Here is a 19,185-nt window from a genome sequence, read left to right as displayed (position 1 = left end):
GCAGGGCGGTTTTTCTTCTGGACTACTGTTCACTTATGTACAGAATGCAGGAAACGCCTATCAGGGAGGCCCACATGAAAACCACCACCCGCGTGGCAGTGATCGGCGGCGGCGTCGTCGGCTGCTCTGTCCTCTACCACCTGACCAAGCTCGGCTGGTCCGACGTCATGCTGATCGAACGGTCCGAGCTGACCAGCGGCTCCACCTGGCACGCGGCGGGCGGGTTTCACACCCTCAATGGCGACACCAACATGGCGGCGCTGCAGGGCTACACCATCAAGCTCTACAAGGAGCTGGAAGCGATCACCGGCATGTCCTGCGGCCTCCACCACGTCGGCGGCGTCACCCTGGCCGAGACCCAGGAACGCTTCGACATGCTGAAGGCAGAGCGCGCCAAGCACCGCTTCATGGGGCTGGAAACCGAAATCGTCTCCCCCGAGGAGATCAAGAAGATCGCCCCCGTCACCAACGTGGACGGCATTATCGGCGGGTTGTATGACCCGCTCGACGGCCACCTCGACCCCTCAGGAACCACCCACGCCTATGCCAAGGCCGCGCGCATGGGCGGCGCCACGATTGAGACCCATTGCAAGGTTATCGAGACCAACCAGCGCCCGGACGGCACCTGGGATGTGGTCACTGAAAAGGGCACCATTCACGCCGAACACGTCGTCAACGCAGGCGGCCTCTGGGCGCGGGAGGTCGGCGCGATGGCCGGCGTCTACATGCCCCTGCACCCGATGGAACACCAGTACATCGTCACCGACGAAGTGCCGATGATCGCCGAGATCATCGACGCAGGCGGCGAGCATCCGCATGTGATGGACCCGGCCGGCGAAAGCTACCTGAGGCAGGAGGGCCGCGGCCTCTGCATCGGTTTCTACGAACAGCCCTGCAAGCCCTGGGCGGTCGACGGCACCCCCTGGGACTTCGGCCACGAACTGCTGCCCGATGACTTTGACAAGATCGAAGACGCGATCGCCTTTGCCTACAAACGCTTCCCGGCGCTGGAGGCCGCGGGCGTCAAATCAGTGATCCACGGCCCCTTCACCTTTGCCCCCGACGGCAACCCGCTGGTCGGCCCGGTGCCGGGCATGCGCAATTACTGGTCCGCCTGCGCGGTGATGGCCGGCTTCTCCCAGGGCGGCGGCGTCGGCCTGATGCTGGCCCAGTGGATGGTCGAGGGCGAATGCGAGCGCGACACATTTGCGATGGACTGCGCCCGTTTCGGCGACTGGATCACTCCGGGCTATACACGGCCCAAAGTCATTGAAAACTATCAGAAACGCTTCTCCATCGCCTACCCGAACGAGGAACTGCCCGCCGCCCGCCCGTTCCGCACCACCCCGATGCACGACATCTTCGATGGCATGGGCGCGGTCTGGGGCGCGCAATACGGGCTTGAGGTCCCGAACTACTTCGCCGAAGGGGATGAGCCGCGCTACGAGACCCCGTCCTTCCGCCGCTCCAACGCCTTTGAGGCCACCGCGCGCGAAGTCAAAGCCGTGCGCGAAAATGCCGGCATCAACGAGGTCCACAATTTCGGCAAATACCTGGTCAAGGGTGCAGGCGCCCGCGCCTGGCTCGACCGCATCATGGCGGGCCGGGTGCCGCAGCCGGGCCGCCTGTCGCTGACCCCGATGCTGTCGCCCAAGGGCCGCCTGATCGGGGACTTCACCATCTCCTGCCTCTCGGAACAGGAATTCCAGCTCACCGCCTCTTACGGCGCGCAGGCCTACCACATGCGCTGGTTCCTGCAGAACCTGGACGAGGGTGTCAGCCTGGAAAACATCTCCGACACCCGCAACGGTTTCCAGATCGCAGGCCCCAAGGCGCGCGCGGTGCTGCAAGCCTGCACGCGGGCAGACATCTCTGACATGCGCTTCATGGACGTGCGCCGCCTGACCGTGGGCATGGCCGACTGCATCGTGCAGCGGGTCAGCTACACCGGCGATCTGGGGTATGAGATCTACTGCGGCCTGCCCAGCCAGCGCGCCCTGTGGGACGCACTCTGGACCGCTGGCGAGCCCCTCGGCATGAAGCCCTTCGGCATGCGGGCCATGATGTCGCTGCGCCTGGACAAGTTCTTTGGCTCCTGGCTGCGCGAGTTCTCGCCCGACTACACTGCAGCGGAAACCGGGCTGGACCGCTTTATCTCTTTCAAAAAGCCGGTTGATTTCATTGGCCGCGCTGCAGCTGAGGCCGAACGCGACGCGAGGCCAGCCCGCCGGCTTTGCGCCTTTGAGGTGGAGGCAGACGACGCAGATGTGGTCGCCTATGAACCGATCTGGCTCGATGGCGCAGTGGTAGGCTTCTGCACCTCCGGCGGCTATTCGCACCACGCGCAGAAATCCATCGCGCTGGGGTTTGTCCCCACGGGGACAGCCAGGGAAAACCTGGAAGTGGAAATCGAAATCCTCGGCAAGATGTACAAGGCCCGCCTGATCACCCAGCCGCTGTTCGACGCCGACGGCGCCCGGATGCGCGGCTGAGGCCCAAAAGCACCGGATTCAGGTCAGCCCGCCTGACCTGAATCCGCGCTGTTGCCACACCAGCGCGCGCTGACACTGCGAAACCCGCGCAACACATAGGTCAGCGGCCACACCCGAATGTTTCGCGCGCGAAACATTCGGTCAATCTTGCTGACCTATGCGTCTTTCTCTGGATCCGCCTCTTCTTCTGGCTAAAATATCCCCGCCGGAGGCATCCGGCCTCGCCCCCAGACCAAAGGACCGGGATTTCATGACCGCCATCGCGATCCTCCTGCTTGCTGCTGGCGCCTCCGCCCGGATGCAGGGCCGCGACAAGCTGATGGAGACGGTGGACGGCCAGCCGCTGCTGTCGCTGATGGCCCGCCGCGCCGCGCTGACCGGGCTGCCGGTCTATGTGACTCTGCCCGGCATGACCCATCCCCGCGCCGCCGCCATCGGCACGTCAGCGCCCGTTGCGGTTGCGGACGCGGCCGAAGGCATGGGCGCCTCGATCCGCCGCGGCGTGGCGGCGCTGCCCGAAGGCTGCGAAGGCGTGATGATCCTGCCTGCCGACATGCCGGAGGTTGAGACCCGCGACATGCTGCATCTGGCGGCACTGTTCGGCGGCGGCAGCGGCCCCATCCTGCGCGCCACCGGCGAGGACGGAACCCCGGGCCATCCGGTGCTGTTCCCGCGCCGCTGTTTTGATGCCTTGCAGGCCCTCAGCGGCGATCAGGGCGCCCGCAGCCTGCTGACGCGGGACAACGTGCTGCCGGTTGCCCTGCCCGGCCGCCGCGCGCTGACCGACCTGGACACGCCCGAAGACTGGGCCGCCTGGCGCCGCCGCCGCTGACCCGCAGCGTACAAACAGAGAAGGCAGGGCACAAAGCCCTGCCTTCCTGCGCTTCGCTCTTGTCCACCGTTTCCCCCAAAACGGCAGCTGCACCTGTCAGTGCACAAGCAGATGCGCCTCGTGTTTGCGCAGAGACCGGCGCGCCGCAGAATAGGCCGCGCGGCCTTGTTCCGACTTCAGCTCCGGAAACAGCTCAAACAGCTCGTTGCGCTGGGCATTGTCCAAACCGCGCAGGGAATGGTCGCCGGGCTGGAAGCTCTCGGTCCAGGCGCCATCGGACAAGACCACTTCGTGCTGGTCGAACATAAAGTGGATATAGGTGACCTTGGACACCTCCACATGGCCGACACCAGCCAGGCCGGTCAGATGCTTGGCCGCCACCAGAACCTCGCGGTCCTCGAAGTAGAGAGCGGTCTTGTTATTGGCAACCAGCACCCGGTGGTTGGGGCTGACCATCATGTCGCGCTCCGGCAGGCCGTTGCCGAGGGCTCCCTTGCAGATCACCACTGGCTGCAGATGCGAGGCACCGGCCAGATCGCGGCCTTCCAGCGTGCGCGCGCCAATCCAGCGGATCGCCTGAATGCCGTTGTCGCGGGTGATCACCCGGTCGCCCGCTTGCAGGTCCTCGACCCGGCGTTCGCCCAGCGGAGTGGCGATCAGAGTGCCCGGCGTGAAGCAGGGAATGATCTGCTCGATCTCGCCAAAGGTCATGGAGCCGGTTACAGCGCCGTTACTGTCGAGGAAGTTGACGGTGCCCGAGAGGCTGTTGCCATCCGCATCCTCGGTCACGCCGGCCAGCTCAAACCGGCCGGAGCCCCTCAGGTCCAGGGTATCGAAGTCGTCGCCGCCCGAACCGCCATCCACCACGTCGCCGGCTGTGCCGCCGAGGAAGGTGTCGCGGCCGTCACCGCCGGACAGGGTGTCCGCCCCGTGGCCGCCGGTGATCAGATCGTTGCCGGCACCGCCATCGACCAAATCGTCGTCGATGCCTGCGTCGATGGTGTCATCACCGGTGCCGCCATAGATTTCGTCGTCGTCATCCTGGCCATAGATCAGGTCGTTCCCGGCGCCGCCGTGGATCGTGTCCATCCCGTTGGCGGGATCGGGGTCCGCCGGGCGGCCGTCGCTGCCGTCATCGGTGATGTTCAGCCCGTCCGAGAAAGCCGGGTTCAGGCCGCCAAAGATGGTGTCATCGCCGCCGCCGCCGAGGAGGGAGTCCGAGCCTTCGCTGCCGGTGATCAGATCCGCATCCGCGCCGCCGTCGATGGTGTCGTCGTCGATGCCGCCGTCGATCACATCCATGCCGGTGCCGCCGTCGATCAGGTCGGCATCGTCGCCCGTCGAGATGGTATCATTGCCGGCCCCGCCCAGCACGGTATCCCTGTCGTCCAACGGGTCCCCATCCGCCGGGATGAAGGGGATATCCGGGCCGGTGCCCGTGTAGCCCGGAAAGCCGCGGTCCGGCAGCGGCACGCCGCTGTCCTTGGACGTGTCGATCACATCGTCGCCGCTGCCGCCGTCCACAGAATCCGCCCCGTCGCCGCCATCGATTGTGTCATTGCCGCCGCCGCCCAGGATGGTGTCGTCTCCCGAGCCGCCGGACAGCAGGTCGTCCCCCGGCGCCACCGGGTCCTGCGGGCCGGAGGTGTAATCGTAGTGCGCGTTGTCAAAGGTGGTGCCCGAGGCGCCCAGATCGACGGTCAGCGTGATGTCATTGAAATCCTGATCACCAAGGCCGGGCAGATCCTCGAAACCGATCTGCACGGAGCCATCCGGGTTCTGCCCGAAGGCCCGGGTGTGGACCAGCCCGTCGGGATTAAGGCCCGAGTTGCTGCCGTAACCGGACGAGTAATAGGTGCCTTTGGCATTGGAGATGCCGACCCCGACGATGGCGCCTTCTGGCGCGTCGTAGGTGAAGCTGCTGCCAACGCTCCCGTTGGCGTTTTCGGCCAGCACCACCACATTGCTGATTTCACCGGTATGCGGGTCAATGGTATAGGCGAACAGCCGATTTGTGATGCCTGCAGTGGAGCCGTCGATTGTGATGGTGACCGCTGTGGGGGCGCCGGACACACCGTCGCCCAGGATCAGGTCGTCGCCATTGCCGCCCTCGGCGGTGTCATCGCCTGCGCCGGCATAGATGCTGTCGTTGCCGGCACCGCCAAGGATGACGTCATCATCAGGTCCTGCCGCCGGGCCGGTGGCATCGGCGTGGTCAACCAGATCGCCGTCCGGGTCGCCGGTGTAGACCGCGTCAATCAGGTCATCGCCTGACGTGCCCTCTACGATCCCGTCCCGTGCCGGATTCGGCTGCTCGTCACTCATTGTCACTACCCTCTCCTCACCGGTCAGGCGAAAATCCCCATCTGCCGGGTCCGCCGGACAGCCATGCGGTCCGCCGCAGTCAGAACACCAGCCCACACGGATGGGGAGCCAGAGCGCGCGCGCACTGGTTTGCGCGCTGAAACAACGCGCAATCGGATGGCCGTAGCTTTCTGATCAGTGGTGTGCCCGTAAATCAGCACCGGGACTTGTCTCAAAATTTAGCAGTCCACCACGGTTCAGCAGCTTGCAGAACTCGCCCCCCAAATGGGCTAATCCATCCATACTTTAGGCACCCCGGCCCTCAAAGTTAAAAAATTGCCTAAAATTCCTCGCATTAAGCACGGCAGCCGCCCGGAGGCGGAAGGATTTCCGCCCGCATTGTTTCCATTTCCGGGGGCGGCAGATGCCGAAACCTGGAAAAATTTGCGAAGTGCCGCATGCGGTGGCCGGCTTTGCGCCGTATATGTTTCCACATCCGGAACACCGGCTGAAGCGCTGGATGCGGCCGGCACCCGCTGCGGTTGCCCGGCGCTGCGTAGGAAATGGGGCGGAATTTGGCCTCAATTCCCGGGATTTCAGGCGTTTGTTTCCACCGGATGCCGGTCCGGCCCGCCTGTTCTTTCGAATCAAAGCCCCTAACCGGACGGTCAGCGCGGCCTGACCAGAAAGCTAAAAACGCCAAAGACTTTATTAAAGCCCGCGGAACTGCGCCATCCCCGGCCACGCGCCCGCGCGGCCCGGCGTGCAATCAATCCCTCCCTCGATCCCAAAAACCGGCTATACTCACCCGCATCAACAGACAGGAGACTGCAATGCTCTACCCCCTCGCCACGCTCGAAGCGGAGAAGCTCCACGCGATCCAGGATCTTGAAAAGGATATCGGCAGCCCTGTCGTTGCGCTGGCCGAGGTCGAGGCGGATACCGCCGCGCTGCCGGAAGACCAGCTTAAGAAACTGCAGGAGCTGGAACAGGAATTGGGTGTCGTTCTGGTGGCGGTCCGGCCCAACTGACCCGGCCGCCGCTACCGGTTCGAACAACCCGCAGCAACCGGCGCACAGCACTGGCGCTGGGATCATTTGCGGCGGCCTAAACGTGCCATTCTGCTGGGGTTATGGCGGAGAGACAGGGATTCGAACCCTGGAGACGGTTTCCCGCCTACACACTTTCCAGGCGTGCGCCTTCGACCACTCGGCCACCTCTCCGTTGAGGGGGCTTTTGAAGGATTGGCAGGGGAATTGCAAGAGCCGAAATGGCAAAAAATGCGCCTTCCCCCCAATCTTTTTCAGCCCTCCAGATGCAGGTAGACGCGGCGGTTCTGTTTGCCCTTTTTCTCTACCTTGCCAAGGCGGATTTTGCCGATCTCGCGGGTGCGCTTGACGTGGGTGCCGCCGCAGGGCTGCAGGTCAATCTGCTCTTGTCCGGTACCGATCCGCACCAGCCGCACCTTCCCTGCCCCGCGCGGCGGCGAGACCGACATGGTTTTCACCAGCTGCGGATTGGCGTCCAGTTCAGCGTCGGTGATCCAGTCCTCGGTCACCTCCAGATCGCGGTCAATGAGCGCCTGCAACTGGTCCTGAAGCGCCTGCTTGTCCTCTGGCGCCTCGGGCATGTTGAAATCGAGCCGCCCTTTGCCGTCGCTGATCGAACCGCCGGTCACTTCCAAAGGGATAACCACGGACAGAAGGTGCAGCGCCGTATGCACCCGCATATGGCCATAGCGGCGGTCCCAGTCGAGCACCTGGGTCACCGTGGCACCAACGGGAGGCAGGGCCGAGCCCTCCTCCGGCACCAGCACCACCACGCCGTCCTCGCCTTTGACGGTGGTGGCGATGCTGCATTGCCCCTCCGCCCACAGCAGCTTGCCGCTGTCGCCGGGCTGGCCGCCGCCGGTGGCGTAAAACAATGTGCGGTCGAGGATGATCCCGCCCTGATCCGTTTGCGCCAGAACCTCGGCCTCGGTCATCCGGGCATAGGCGTCCTTGCGGTACAAAAGCTCACTTGTCGGCATCTGAATCTCCTTCAGCATCGTTGTCGGGATCGTGCTGCAGATCGTCCAGATCCGGCTTTGGCGGTGCAGCCGCGGGGGCGGATGCGGGCGTTTCGGCAGTGCTTGCAGCCTGGGCCTGGGCCAGCGCTTCCGGATTGCGGATCCAGATGTCGCGCTGCATGAAGGGGATTTCGACCCCTTCTTCCTGGAAGCGCCTGGCGATTTCATAGTTCAAGTCGGATTTCACCGACAGCACCCAGTTCACGTCGCGCAGGATGGCGCGAATCTCGAAATCGAGGGAATCGGCGCCGAAGCCCTGGAACACCACCGAGGGCGCCGGGTTGAGCAGCACCATCGGATGGCCCTTGGCAATATCGCTCAGGATCGCCTCCACCTTGCGCGGGTCGGTGCCATAGGCGACGCCGACCGGCACGATCACCCGGCCCACGGTGTTGCCGCGGGTGTAGTTGGTGACGGTGCCCGAGATCAGGTCGGAGTTCGGCACGATCACGTCGGTGCGGTCGAAGGTCTCGATCCGGGTGGAGCGTACCGAGATGTCGCGGACATATCCCATCAGCCCGCCGACTTCGATCCAGTCGCCCTTGGAGACCGGACGCTCGATCAGCAGGATGATGCCGGAGACGAAGTTGGACACGATGGTCTGCAAGCCGAAGCCGATACCGACCGACAGCGCACCGGCGACGATAGCGAGCGAGGACAGGTCGAGGCCCGCCATGGAGATCGCCACCACCGCGGCCAGGAAGATGCCGACATAGCCAAGCCCGGAAGTAATCGCGTTCTGGCCGCCCGGATCAATCTTGGTCTTGGGCAGAAGCGAGTTGCGCAAAGACCCCTGCACCAGCCGCGTCAGGGCGTAGCCGATGGCGAAAACGATGGCGAACGTCAGAAAGGCGGTGGGCGAAATCCGGGTGCCGCCGATCTGGAAGCCCTCCAGGAACCGCGACCACAGCTCTGTCAGGTCGGCCACCCGCGCGCCCCAGATCAGCGCCAGCAGCGGCAGCGCCAAGGTTACCAGCAGGAAACCGATCAGAACCGCAAACAGCGAATCCCGTGCCTCAGAACCCTTTCCGGACAGCCAGCCGTAGACGTCGCCCAGGAAGCGCTGCAGCACCAAAAGGGCCGCCAGCAGCGCCAAGGTGGAAGCCGCCGGATAGATCAGCGCCTCTGCCGCGTTGACATAGCCGAAGGCGGCCAGCACCGGGGACACGAACCCCAGGAGGTAGGTGGCGCGGCGCACCAGCGTCATGACCCGGTTGGCACCGGCAGCAATGGCGCCGTCTTCGTCCGCATCGTCCTCGCTTTGCTGCTGGCGGCGCTTGGCGCCGATCCGGTGCAGGCGCAGCAGCACCAGTGCAGCACCCATGATCAGCGGGAAGCTGGCGACCGCATGGGCTTCTGCCGGGATGTTGTCGATGTTTTCCACCAGGCTCAGCGCATCTTGCAGAACCAGGATCACCGCCAGGATATCGACCATCAGCCGGGTTTCGTTCAGGCGCCCCTCCTGCACCGGGACCAGGTCGTTTTCGATCCGGCCGGAAAACAGCTGGTTGCCCAGCCAATGGAAGGACAGGATCAGCAGCGCCCAGCCGGGGATGTGATCCAGCAGCACAGCACCGCGGAACCCGAGTATGCCGGACAGGTCGACAGCCGCCACCAGCAGGAGGATGCCGACGAAAGGCACGATCACCTCCAGCAGCGAGACCACAAAGCCCCAAACGCCGCGGCCGCTGCTGCCGAACTGGCGCAGATAGTCGCCCGCCGCATGGGCCCAGGCCCGGCCGCGCGCCAGCAGCAGCGCGGAAATCACCAGCAGCAGAAGCAAGGCAGGCAGACTGTTCTGAATCCGCTCGGCGGTGGTGGCGCTGCCAATGCGGATGACCGTTTCATTCAGAAGCGAGCCGGCAGACCGAGACAGGGAGCGCCACGCGCCCGGCCAGTTCTCGGGGTTCAGAGGCGACGGGCCGCGCTCCAGCAGCTTGCGGGTGCGGCGCTCGCGGATGATCTTGTCAATTTCGGAAATCAGGCCGTTGGCGCGGCTGAAGGCCTCTTCCGCCACGATGCGCGGAACCTTGAGGTCTTTCAGCTGCTGCTCCAGCGAGCTGCGCAGCTGGGCGATGTCCTCGGGCTCGCTCTGGCCCTCGGCAGGCGGCTCGCCAAGGGCGGCAAGCTGGCCTTCAAGCGTCTCAAGACGGTCACCGTTTTCGGTGCGTGCGTCCAGGAAGTTCTGCCGGTAGCCGGCCAGCTCCTTGCGCAGGGTTTCCAGCGCAGCGCTGGAGGCCCGTCTGGCGTCAATGACCTCCTCCGCGCGGTTGGCGGTCTTCAGCCAGTCCTGATAAACAGCCCGGGATTCAGCGTTCAGCTGCGCCAGGCCAGGCATAGCGAGGCCGGCCGCGAAGGCCAGCCCCAGCAAAACAGTCCGCAAAGCGGTTATGAAAGCTGTCATACGTCCTCAAATACGCCGGGAATGGACGCAGGCGTATGGGTCATCCACTCCGGCACCGGCAGGTCTTTCTCCCGCAGGAAATCCGGGTTGAACAGTTTGGACTGGTAGCGGGTGCCATAGTCGCACAGAACGGTGACGATGGTCTTGCCCGGGCCCATGTCCTTAGCCATGCGCACAGCGCCTGCAATGTTAATGCCGGAGGAGCCGCCCAGCACCAGGCCTTCCTCGTGCAGCAGGTCGAAGACAAACGGCAGCGCCTCGCCGTCCGGCACCTGATAACTGAAATCAGGCGTGAAGCCTTCCAGGTTCTTGGTGATCCGGCCCTGGCCGATGCCCTCGGTGATCGAGCTGCCGTCGGAGGCCAGCTCGCCAGTGGTGTAATAGGAGAAGAGCGCCGCGCCCATCGGATCGGCCAGGCCGATCTTCACGCCCTTGGGCTGCAGCGCCTCGGCCACGCCCGCCAGGGTGCCGCCGGAGCCGACAGCGCAGACAAAGCCGTCGACCTTGCCGCTGGTCTGTTCCCAGATTTCCGGGCCGGTGGTTTCCACATGGGCCTGGCGGTTGGCCACGTTGTCGAACTGGTTGGCCCAGATCGCGCCGTTCGACTCTGTCTGGGCCAGTTTTTCCGCCAGACGCTGGGAATAGCGCACATAGTTGTTGGGATTTTTGTAAGGCGCCGCAGGCACCTGGACCAGCTGGGCGCCCGCCAGGCGCAGCATGTCCTTCTTTTCTTCGGACTGGGTTTCCGGGATCACGATCACCGTCTTGAAGCCCATCGATGCGCCGACCAGCGCCAGGCCGATGCCGGTGTTGCCGGCAGTGCCTTCGACAATGGTGCCGCCCGGCTTCAGCTCACCGCGGGCCACAGCATCCTTGATGATATAGAGCGCCGCCCGGTCCTTGACCGACTGGCCAGGATTCATGAATTCCGCCTTGCCCAGGATCTCGCAGCCGGTCTCTTCGCTGACGCGGTTCAGGCGGATAAGAGGTGTGTGGCCGATGGCATCAGCCAAATCACGTGCAATGCGCATGGTATCCCTTTCGATCTGTTCCCCAAGATGTAACCAAGCGCCCCGGTGTTCACAAGGCGCGAAGCGGCTCAGGAGCGTGCGTTCCGCAGCCGTTCACGGTGGCGTGACAGCCACAGCGCCGCGGTCACCAGCGGCATGTCCTGATAGATCTGGTCATCCACCCCCAGCATCAACTCCTCATAGCTGAGGATCTTGCTGCGGATATCCTCCCCCTCGCCTGCAACGCCGCCGCCGCCGTTGACATCAGAAAGGTCCGATATGCCTATGAAAACGTGAATAAATTCCGCCAATGCGCCGCTTGAGGGATAGACCTGCGCCACGGCTTCCAGCCGCTCAACGGTGACGCCTGCCTCCTCCTGCGCCTCGCGAATGGCGGTTTCCTCGGGCGTTTCGCCCGGGTCGATCACACCCGCCACCGGCTCCCACATCCAGGGGCTGGCCTCGCCCATGATGAAGGGGGGTGCGCGGAATTGCTCCACCAGCAGCACCTGATCGCGGACCGGGTCATAGGGCAGCACCACCGCCGCATGGCCCGCCATCGCGGCAGAGCGGTGCATCACCGGGCTCATGCTGCCGTCGTAGCGGCGGAATTGCAGTTCCATCTCCTCCATCGCGAAGAAGTTCAGCCAGGCGCGAGTGTGGCTGTGGACGACCACGTCCCTGGACAGATCACGGTCCGGCGCGCCCGGGCGGGCCTGCGCGGCCAGCCAGGCCGCGGCGCGGCGGCGGACCGAGGGGAAGCAGCGGGCCACCTCCTCTGCGCTCATGCGGCCGTGGTAGGCCATCACCTCTTCGGCGGCGCGCAAGGACAGCGCGCCCCACTCCTCCACCCAGGCCGCCAGATCCCAGGGCTCCGCCGTCTGCCACAGGCCGGGTTCGGGGAAATAGACCTCAGCCGGAGCGGTGCTGCCGTCCTCCAGCTGCACGGTGACCGGTTTCAGCGCGTAGCCAAAGCCGCCCTCGTAGAAGTTGAGCGCATCCAGGCAGGCGGGCGTGAGATCCTGCACTAGAATACCGGCAGCGGTGGCACCCGCCCGTTCCTCAATCGCAGGAAACGGCTGCCCCGCGACCTGGTAAACCCCATGCCCGGGCAGCGCCGCCGGCTGTGCGTTCAGGGCCTCGCCGCTGCGGCCCAGAACCAGCTCAAGCAAAGGAAGATGGCGCAGGGTGCCAAAGAAAAAGAGATTAGCCACGGTCGGTAACCCGTTGTTAAGAAATGTCAATCAACGCCAGCGGCGGGAGGCGTTTTCGGTCGCGAGCCCGGCCAGCACACCGCCCACGGCCAGCGGCACCAGAACGGACGGCACAGCGATAACAAAGAAATAGTCCAGCGCAATGACAAAGATCGCCGACAGCGCCTCAAACGGGCCGTCATAGCGGTGCCGCATGGCGAGGCGGAACATCTCCCAGGCACCCTGGATGAACAGCGCCCAAAGCACCATCACCGCCATGCCGGTGATCCCGTTATTGATGGCAGGCACCAGGCCGCGGCCTGCCCGCCTGCCCATGAAGATCCAGCCGCACAGCAGCCCCAGCGCCACATTCACATGCACGAAATAGCCGAAATCCGTGCCCTCGGGCATCAGCGGCATGACCAGGAAGGACGCAAAAAACGCCACCAGGCCCAGGCAGATAGCGGCGGTCAGTCGGGCTCCGGTGGGCATGTCGTGTCAAAATCCGTGCGGCAGTTCACTCAGCGATGCGCAACTGTAATCTGCGTCACGTCGCAATTTCCAGTCTTAAAGGCTGCCGCGCAGGAGGTGAGGTAAAAGTTCCACATCTTGTGAAAGCGGTCGTCAAAGCCCATGCCGGAAATCTGGTCCCAGCGGGCATTGAACGTGTCATGCCAGCGCCGCAGGGTCTGGTTGTAGCTGTCGCCGAATTCGATTGAGCGCACGACGCCGAGGCCCGCCCTTTCCACCTGTTCGCGCAGCACCTTCGGGGACGGCAGCATTCCGCCCGGGAAGATGTGCTTCTGGATGAAATCGACACCCTTGCGGTAAACCTCCCAGCGCCGGTCGGCGACGGTGATGATCTGCAAGGTGGCCTGACCGCCGGGTTTCAGCCGATCGCGGATGGTGCTGAAATAGGCGGGCCAGTATTTCTCGCCCACCGCCTCGAACATTTCGATCGAGGCGATGCCATCGAACTGGCCGCGGCAGTCGCGGTAGTCCTGCAACCGCAGCTCCACCCGGTCCGAAAGACCAGCTTTTTCGAGCCTTTCGCGGGCAAACCTTAACTGTTCCTTACTGATCGTCAGGCCCGTCACCAGCAGCCCGCGCTGACCGGCGGCATACTCGGCGAACCCGCCCCAGCCGCAGCCGATCTCCAGCACGTGGTCGCCGGGTTTGACCCCCATCTGGTCCACCATCGAGGCGTATTTGGCGGTCTGCGCTTTTTCCAGGCTGTCCTGGCCGCTTTGGAACAGGGCGCTGGAATAGGTCATCGTGTCGTCCAGCCACATTCCGTAGAACTCATTGCCCAGATCGTAGTGATAGGAGATGTTTTTCTTGGCCTGGCGGCGGTGGTTGCGGTGCAGCCAGAACCGGAACCGCTCGTATGCGCGGGCCAGGCCGCGGCCCGGGAAACCGTCATAGACAGTATTTGCCCCCATATGAACCAGATCCATGAAGGCCTGCAGGTCGGACGTGCTCCACCAGCCTTCGAGATAGGCATCGGAAAAGCCCAGGTCGCCCTCGCGGATCAGCCGGGCAAAGCACTCCGGGTTGTGGATATGCAGATCGGCAACCGGGCCGGGATTGCGCCCCTTGGCCGAAAAGACGCGCCCGTCCGGCAGATGGATATCCAACTGCCCGACCTCCATGGCTTTGATCCTGGAAAACACCGCTGCAAAGTAGCGCGGCAAGTTATCCTGACCTTCAACCGACGTCAGCTTCATAGGCTTCCCCCTGTACGCAAAACGGAAGTGCTACAGGGAAAAGCTAGGCCGCAGGGGGCTTTCTGGCAAGAAAACTGTGCGTTAGCGCTCTTCGCGGGCCTCGCGATAGGCCGTGAGCGCACGGTCCCGGCCCGCCTGCAGGCTGACAACCGGCTCCGCAGGCGCCATGCCGGCGGACAGATCCCAGGACAGCGGCGCAGCGTCAAAAAAGTCCAGCGCGGTCTGCGGCGGGGTGTCCTGGCCTTCGGCGATCCAGCGGCCGGTGTAGGCGCCTTCGGGGTCGAATTTTTCCAGCTGGCCGCTGGGATTGAAGACGCGGAAGAAGGGGGCCGCGTCGGGGCCGGAGCCCGCCACCCACTGCCAGCCCAGGGCGTTGGAGGCCGGGTCCCAGTCCACAAGCGTGTCCGCGAACCAGTCCATGCCGATTTTCCAGTGCGTCATCAGATGTTTGGTGAGGAAACTTGCGACGATCATCCGGGCCCGGTTGTGCATCTTGCCGGTCACATACAGCTCCCGCATGGCGGCATCGACAAAGCCGTAACCGGTCTGCCCGCGCTGCCAGGCCTGCACCTGCGGGGTGATCTTTTTAGACCAGGGGAAATCCTGCCATTCCTCGCGCCAGCTTTCGGTCAGGATGTGGGGCGAGTTGTACATCAGGTGGTAGGCGAACTCGCGCCAGACGATTTCCTTCAGAAAGTGCTCTGCGCCCTGGCTGCCGCGCTCCATCGCTGCGCTGCCCCGGCGCCACATCCGGTGCGGGCTGATTTCGCCCCAGGCGAGGTTTTCTGATAGGCCAGAGGTTGCATCCTCCGCCGGATAGTCGCGGCGGGCCTTGTAGGCGTCAACGCTGTTTTCCAGGAAGTCGTCCAGCCGCGCCTGCGCTGCTGCTTCGCCCACCCGGCAATACCGGGCAACCACATCCGCCCCGCGGCGCATGGCGGCCCCCATGTGCCAATCGGCCAAGCCGTCGCTGGCAGGCCAGCTGTCCGGTGCGGCCAGTTTTCCGGGGGCGGGCAGCAGGCTGTCCACATTGCGGCCCCGCACTGCCTTCCAGAACGGGGTGTAGACCTTGTACATGCCGCCGGCCTTGGTCTCCACCGTCCAGGGTTCGAACAGCAGCCGGCCGCCGTGGGATTTGACCGCGACGCCCTGCTGCTTCAGCTGCTGCTTGATTGCGCTGTCGCGCGCAATGGCCTGGGGGTCATAGAGGCGGGACCAGTGCACGGCCCCTGCCCCGGTTTCTTCGATCAGGTCCTGCAGCACCTCCAGCGCCTTGCCGCGGCGCAGGATCAGGCGGGAGCCGGCCTTGGCCAGTTCCTGCCCGAAATGCTCCAGCCCCAGGCCGATGCGGAACTTTGGCGCCGCGCCCAGCGCCTCGTCCTGCTCATCCAGGATATAGACAGGCAAGACCGGGGCGCCGCTTTCGGCGGCAGCCGTGAGGGCCGGGTTGTCGCAAAGGCGGAGATCCCGCCTGATCCACCAGATCACCGGCGCACGGCTGCTCATGTCGTTGTCCTTGTCCTGTTGGCGTTACAGCACCCGGTCCAACGCCTCGATCAGCTTCGCAACCTCGGCCTTGGACGTGTAATGGGTGAAGCTGATACGCAGCACGCCCTCGGCTAGATCAATGCCCATCGCCTCCAGCGCGCGGACGGCATAGAAATCGCCGCCGCCGGCCATGATGCCAAATTCTGCCAGCTGAGCCGCCACCGGTTCCGCAGCACGGTTGAGGGCCAGGGCCACCGTCGGCGCGCGGGTCTCAGCGGTGGATGGCCCCAGCAGGCGGACGTTGTTGCGGTCCTTCACCGCATCCAGCAGCGGTTGCAGCAGGACGATCTCATGCCCGCGCATGAGGTCGTGAACGAAGGCACCGGTTTCTGCCGCGCTGCCTGCGTGGCCGTGATGGGCGGCCAGCGCCTCGAAGTAATCCGCCATACCGGCCGAAGCGGCCACCTGGGCATGGTCCGGGCCTGCCGGGGTGAAGCGTTTGTAGAGGCAGCCAGCGTTGAAGTAATGCGCCTGGTTCGGCAGCAGCTCGCCCAGCGCCCTGCGGATCACCATGATGCCCTGATGCGGCCCGTAGGTCTTGTAGGCGGAGAACAGGTAGATGTCGGCGCCCAGTTCATCCACATTCGGCAGCCCGTGCGGCGCGTAGGAGACGCCGTCGACACAGACAAAGGCCCCTGCGGCGTGCGCCATCGCGGTGATCTCCGCCACCGGGTTGATCTCCCCCACCACGTTGGAGCAATGCGGGAAGCAGACAAGGCGCACCTTTTCGTCCAGCAGTTCTTCCAGCCGGGCCGTGTCCAGATGGCCGGTCTGCGGGTCAATCTGCCATTCGCGGACCTCGATCCCCTCCTCTGCCAGCCGCCGCCACGGGCCGCTGTTGGCCTCGTGATCCTGGTTTGTGACGATGATGGCCTCGCCCGGTTTCATGAACGTGCGGAAGGCCTGCGCCAGAACATAGGTGTTCTGAGTGGTCGAGGGGCCAAAGCTCAGCTCATCCGTGGCGACGCCCAGGAGGGCCGCGAGGCGGGTGCGGGCCTCGTCCATCTCCTCCCCGCCCAGCCGGGATGCCTCATAGGGCGCATAGGGCTGCACCTTGCGCTGGGTGTAAAACCGGACGAGCCGGTCAATTACCTGCCGGCAGGTGTAAGAGCCGCCCGCGTTTTCAAAAAACGCCTGGCCGTCAAGACCGGGTTCGGCAAAGGCCGGAAACTGGGCCCGGACGAATTCAATATCCAATGCAGTCATTGCAAATCTCTCCTCAATCGCTGCGGTCCGATGGGAAGGCCGGCACATGCCAGGGATCTCCCCGAACATGGCAGGTCTTCCAGCCGAGCCGCGCTCCCGCACAAGGATTGAGGGATCGCAGGCAGCCCTGCAAGCGGGAATTCCCGGCACAGGACGCAGGCGTGATAGCGTCCGGGGCCCGCAGCGGTCAAGTCCGGCGGCTGATGCCAGAAACTGACATTAGGGCATGAGACTTTGGCCGCAGGCAAACATGGAGGATTTGACATGGCCTTTACCCCCAAGGATTTTCTGGTCTGGGGCGAGCTGCCCGTAAGCGATCTGGACGCGGCAGTGACGTTTTATTCCAAGGTCACCGGCGCGGACCTGAGCATCGACACCAGCGGCCCCAACCCCATCGCGATGTTCAAGACCGCAGATGAGGCATCCGGTGTTGCGCTGCATCTCTATCCCGGCAAACCCGCAGGCGACGGCCGCGGCCCGACGCTGCACCTGACCGCTGAGGGCGCGCTGGAAGATGTGATGGAGCGGGTGACGGATGCGGGCGGCAAGGTTGTGTCGGAAACCATCGCCATCCCGCCCGGGCGGTTCTTCTATGCCACCGATCCGGACGGCAATTCGCTGGGGTTCTTCAAATACAATGAGTGAATGATAAAACGCCCCGGCTGCACGGCCGGGGCGTTTCCGCGTTTCCTGGTGCGGCCTCAGCGCGCTTCGGTCAGCAGCCCGCGGAAGATGGCCCAGCACATCAGCAGCAGCACCACGGTGAATGGCAGGCCGGTGGAGATCACCATCGCCTGCAGCGCCGCCAGCCCGCCGCCCAGCAGCAGCACGATTGCAACGGCACCCTCGAAGATGCACCAGAACACCCTCTGCGGCACCGGCGCGTCGACCTTGCCGCCTGCGGTGATAGTGTCGATCACCAGCGAGCCGGAGTCGGAGGAGGTCACGAAGAACACAACCACCAGCACGATCCCCACAAAGGAGGTGATCCCGGACAGCGGCAGCTCGCCCAGCATCTTGAACAGCTTGAGTTCAAGCGACGCGTCCTGCGCCCCGGTGAAGCCGTCGGTGATCACCTGATGGATCGCAGTGCCGCCAAAGACGCTCATCCACAGCACGCAGACCAGGCTCGGGATCAGCAGCACGCAGATCAGGAACTCCCGCACGGTACGGCCGCGGCTGACGCGGGCGATGAACATGCCCACAAACGGCGACCAGCTGATCCACCAGGCCCAGTAGAAGGCGGTCCAGCCCTGGCTGAAGTTCACGTCCTCGCGCCCGATCGGGTTCGACAATGCCGGCAGGTATTCGACATATGCCATCAGGCTGGAGGCAAACCCGGTCAGGATCGCCACGGTCGGCCCGACCAGCAGCACGAAGATCAGCAGCAGGAAGGCCAGCCCCATGTTGATCTCCGACAGCACCTTCACACCGCCATCCAGGCCCCGCAGGACCGAAATCAGCGCGATCGCCGTGATGACCGAAATCAGAACCACCTCGGTGGTGGCGCCTGTCGGCACACCAAACAGCTCATTAAGGCCGGCGTTGGCCTGTGTCGCCCCGAAGCCCAGCGAGGTGGCAAGGCCGAACAGCGTGGCAAAGACCGCCAGAATGTCGATGATGTGGCCAGTCCAGCCCCAGACGCGCTCCCCGAAGATCGGGTAGAAGGCGGAGCGGATGGTCAGCGGCAGGCCCTTGTTGTAGGTGAACAGCGCCAGCGCCAGCGCCACAATGGCGTAGATCGCCCAAGGGTGAAGACCCCAGTGGAAGATCGTCGCCGCCATCCCCAGGCGCACTGCCTCAGCTTCATTGCCTGCCGCCGCGCCCAGCGGCGCCCAGTCGGTGCGGGCGCCGCCGCCCTCAGGCACCGCCGTGCCGCCGAAGGCGGTGGAGAAGTGGCTCATCGGTTCGCTCACGCCATAGAACATCAGGCCGATGCCCATGCCCGCCGCAAACAGCATCGCAAACCAGCCCAAGTAGGTGTAATCTGGCGTTGCCTCATTGCCGCCCAGGCGCACGCTGCCCCAGGGGGACACGATCAGAAACAGGCAGAACAGCACAAACAGATCCGCAGCCCCGAAGAAGAACCAGTCAAAATTGCTGGTGACCGCAGGGCGCAGCCAGTTGAAAAATGTTCCCGCCTGCTCCGGCAGCGCCAGCGCGTAGAACACGAAGGCCACGATCACCAGTCCCGAGACCAGGAACACCGGGTTGTGGATGTCGACCCCGAACGGGCCGATCTGGGTTTCGATATTGTCTTGACCGATCTCGTATTCGGTATCGATGATATCCGATTCGCCTTCCGGGGCGGGGATACCCTGATTTGTGGTTTCGTCAGCCATTGCGGCCTCCTTCCCTGTAAACTCCGGCCCATTGTCTTTCGGCCTTGCAACCTTTGGCC

The 19,185-nt window shown here is 64.4% G+C and carries 14 protein-coding genes and 1 tRNA gene; 4 read left to right on the top strand and 11 right to left on the bottom strand.

The features are described from left to right. Positions 1 to 74 precede the first annotated feature (74 nt). Both PHA8399_RS13910 and PHA8399_RS13905 read left to right on the top strand, forming a co-directional pair. Positions 75 to 2,492 (top strand): GcvT family protein, encoded by a 2,418-nt coding sequence (locus tag PHA8399_RS13910; protein WP_058286728.1) that lies wholly within the window; start codon positions 75 to 77, stop codon positions 2,490 to 2,492. Positions 2,493 to 2,742: 250 nt separating this feature from the next. Continuing rightward, complete coding sequence (locus tag PHA8399_RS13905; protein WP_058286727.1) at positions 2,743 to 3,324, top strand: nucleotidyltransferase family protein; 582 nt, start codon at positions 2,743 to 2,745, stop codon at positions 3,322 to 3,324. Between the two features lie 96 nt (positions 3,325 to 3,420). Here the strand turns inward: PHA8399_RS13905 and PHA8399_RS13900 are convergent, their stop codons facing one another. Then, complete coding sequence (locus PHA8399_RS13900) at positions 3,421 to 5,649, bottom strand: Hint domain-containing protein (RefSeq protein ID WP_058286726.1); 2,229 nt, start codon at positions 5,647 to 5,649, stop codon at positions 3,421 to 3,423. An 812-nt stretch (positions 5,650 to 6,461) separates the two neighbouring features. Here PHA8399_RS13900 and PHA8399_RS13895 point away from each other — a divergent pair. After that, entirely contained in the window at positions 6,462 to 6,659 is a 198-nt protein-coding gene (locus tag PHA8399_RS13895; protein ID WP_058286725.1) for a hypothetical protein, read from the top strand. Between the two features lie 102 nt (positions 6,660 to 6,761). Here the strand turns inward: PHA8399_RS13895 and PHA8399_RS13890 are convergent. The 9 genes from PHA8399_RS13890 to PHA8399_RS13850 form a co-directional block, all read right to left on the bottom strand. Continuing rightward, positions 6,762 to 6,851, bottom strand: a tRNA-Ser gene (locus tag PHA8399_RS13890). A gap of 80 nt (positions 6,852 to 6,931) precedes the next feature. Next, positions 6,932 to 7,657, bottom strand: coding sequence for an alanyl-tRNA editing protein (locus PHA8399_RS13885; RefSeq protein ID WP_058287269.1), 726 nt, complete (start codon positions 7,655 to 7,657; stop codon positions 6,932 to 6,934). Next, positions 7,644 to 10,100, bottom strand: a complete 2,457-nt coding sequence (locus tag PHA8399_RS13880; protein WP_058286724.1) for a DUF3772 domain-containing protein — start codon at positions 10,098 to 10,100, stop codon at positions 7,644 to 7,646. Before PHA8399_RS13880 ends, PHA8399_RS13885 begins: the two co-directional genes overlap by 14 nt. Next, on the bottom strand, positions 10,097 to 11,131 hold the full coding sequence (locus PHA8399_RS13875; RefSeq protein ID WP_058286723.1) for a cysteine synthase A: 1,035 nt from the start codon (positions 11,129 to 11,131) through the stop codon (positions 10,097 to 10,099). Before PHA8399_RS13875 ends, PHA8399_RS13880 begins: the two co-directional genes overlap by 4 nt. Positions 11,132 to 11,199: 68 nt before the next feature. Further along, positions 11,200 to 12,324, bottom strand: a complete 1,125-nt coding sequence (locus tag PHA8399_RS13870) for an NUDIX domain-containing protein (protein ID WP_058286722.1) — start codon at positions 12,322 to 12,324, stop codon at positions 11,200 to 11,202. A 30-nt stretch (positions 12,325 to 12,354) separates the two neighbouring features. Beyond that, positions 12,355 to 12,795 carry a TrgA family protein gene (locus PHA8399_RS13865; RefSeq protein WP_058286721.1) on the bottom strand — a complete coding sequence of 147 codons (441 nt, stop codon included), beginning with the start codon at positions 12,793 to 12,795 and terminating at the stop codon, positions 12,355 to 12,357. 29 nt (positions 12,796 to 12,824) lie between these two features. Then, positions 12,825 to 14,030 carry an SAM-dependent methyltransferase gene (locus PHA8399_RS13860; protein ID WP_058286720.1) on the bottom strand — a complete coding sequence of 402 codons (1,206 nt, stop codon included), beginning with the start codon at positions 14,028 to 14,030 and terminating at the stop codon, positions 12,825 to 12,827. An 81-nt stretch (positions 14,031 to 14,111) separates the two neighbouring features. Then, positions 14,112 to 15,536, bottom strand: coding sequence for a cryptochrome/photolyase family protein (locus tag PHA8399_RS13855; protein ID WP_058286719.1), 1,425 nt, complete (start codon positions 15,534 to 15,536; stop codon positions 14,112 to 14,114). Between the two features lie 24 nt (positions 15,537 to 15,560). After that, the gene (locus PHA8399_RS13850; RefSeq protein ID WP_058286718.1) at positions 15,561 to 16,784 is read right to left on the bottom strand and encodes an aminotransferase class V-fold PLP-dependent enzyme; all 1,224 of its coding nucleotides are present in this window, start codon (positions 16,782 to 16,784) and stop codon (positions 15,561 to 15,563) included. A gap of 264 nt (positions 16,785 to 17,048) precedes the next feature. On the opposite strand from PHA8399_RS13850, the gene PHA8399_RS13845 reads away from it, so the two are divergent. Continuing rightward, positions 17,049 to 17,429 (top strand): VOC family protein, encoded by a 381-nt coding sequence (locus tag PHA8399_RS13845; protein WP_058286717.1) that lies wholly within the window; start codon positions 17,049 to 17,051, stop codon positions 17,427 to 17,429. Positions 17,430 to 17,485: 56 nt separating this feature from the next. On the opposite strand, the gene PHA8399_RS13840 is transcribed toward PHA8399_RS13845, so the two are convergent. Then, positions 17,486 to 19,126 carry a BCCT family transporter gene (locus PHA8399_RS13840; protein WP_058286716.1) on the bottom strand — a complete coding sequence of 547 codons (1,641 nt, stop codon included), beginning with the start codon at positions 19,124 to 19,126 and terminating at the stop codon, positions 17,486 to 17,488. Between the last annotated feature and the right edge of the window lie 59 nt (positions 19,127 to 19,185).

It is taken from the genome of Leisingera aquaemixtae, assembly GCF_001458395.1.
Taxonomy (GTDB): domain Bacteria; phylum Pseudomonadota; class Alphaproteobacteria; order Rhodobacterales; family Rhodobacteraceae; genus Leisingera; species Leisingera aquaemixtae.
This window is presented reverse-complemented; position numbering and strand designations above follow the sequence as displayed.

Bases quoted from the DNA above. Each gene is read 5' to 3' on its own strand.
- PHA8399_RS13910 (WP_058286728.1), top strand. From the start codon at position 75: ATGAAAACCACCACCCGCGTGGCAGTGATCGGCGGCGGCGTCGTCGGC.
- PHA8399_RS13905 (WP_058286727.1), top strand. From the start codon at position 2,743: ATGACCGCCATCGCGATCCTCCTGCTTGCTGCTGGCGCCTCCGCCCGG.
- PHA8399_RS13900 (WP_058286726.1), bottom strand. From the start codon at position 5,649: ATGAGTGACGAGCAGCCGAATCCGGCACGGGACGGGATCGTAGAGGGC.
- PHA8399_RS13895 (WP_058286725.1), top strand. From the start codon at position 6,462: ATGCTCTACCCCCTCGCCACGCTCGAAGCGGAGAAGCTCCACGCGATC.
- PHA8399_RS13885 (WP_058287269.1), bottom strand. From the start codon at position 7,657: ATGCCGACAAGTGAGCTTTTGTACCGCAAGGACGCCTATGCCCGGATG.
- PHA8399_RS13880 (WP_058286724.1), bottom strand. From the start codon at position 10,100: ATGACAGCTTTCATAACCGCTTTGCGGACTGTTTTGCTGGGGCTGGCC.
- PHA8399_RS13875 (WP_058286723.1), bottom strand. From the start codon at position 11,131: ATGCGCATTGCACGTGATTTGGCTGATGCCATCGGCCACACACCTCTT.
- PHA8399_RS13865 (WP_058286721.1), bottom strand. From the start codon at position 12,795: ATGCCCACCGGAGCCCGACTGACCGCCGCTATCTGCCTGGGCCTGGTG.
- PHA8399_RS13860 (WP_058286720.1), bottom strand. From the start codon at position 14,030: ATGAAGCTGACGTCGGTTGAAGGTCAGGATAACTTGCCGCGCTACTTT.
- PHA8399_RS13855 (WP_058286719.1), bottom strand. From the start codon at position 15,536: ATGAGCAGCCGTGCGCCGGTGATCTGGTGGATCAGGCGGGATCTCCGC.
- PHA8399_RS13850 (WP_058286718.1), bottom strand. From the start codon at position 16,784: ATGACTGCATTGGATATTGAATTCGTCCGGGCCCAGTTTCCGGCCTTT.
- PHA8399_RS13845 (WP_058286717.1), top strand. From the start codon at position 17,049: ATGGCCTTTACCCCCAAGGATTTTCTGGTCTGGGGCGAGCTGCCCGTA.
- PHA8399_RS13840 (WP_058286716.1), bottom strand. From the start codon at position 19,126: ATGGCTGACGAAACCACAAATCAGGGTATCCCCGCCCCGGAAGGCGAA.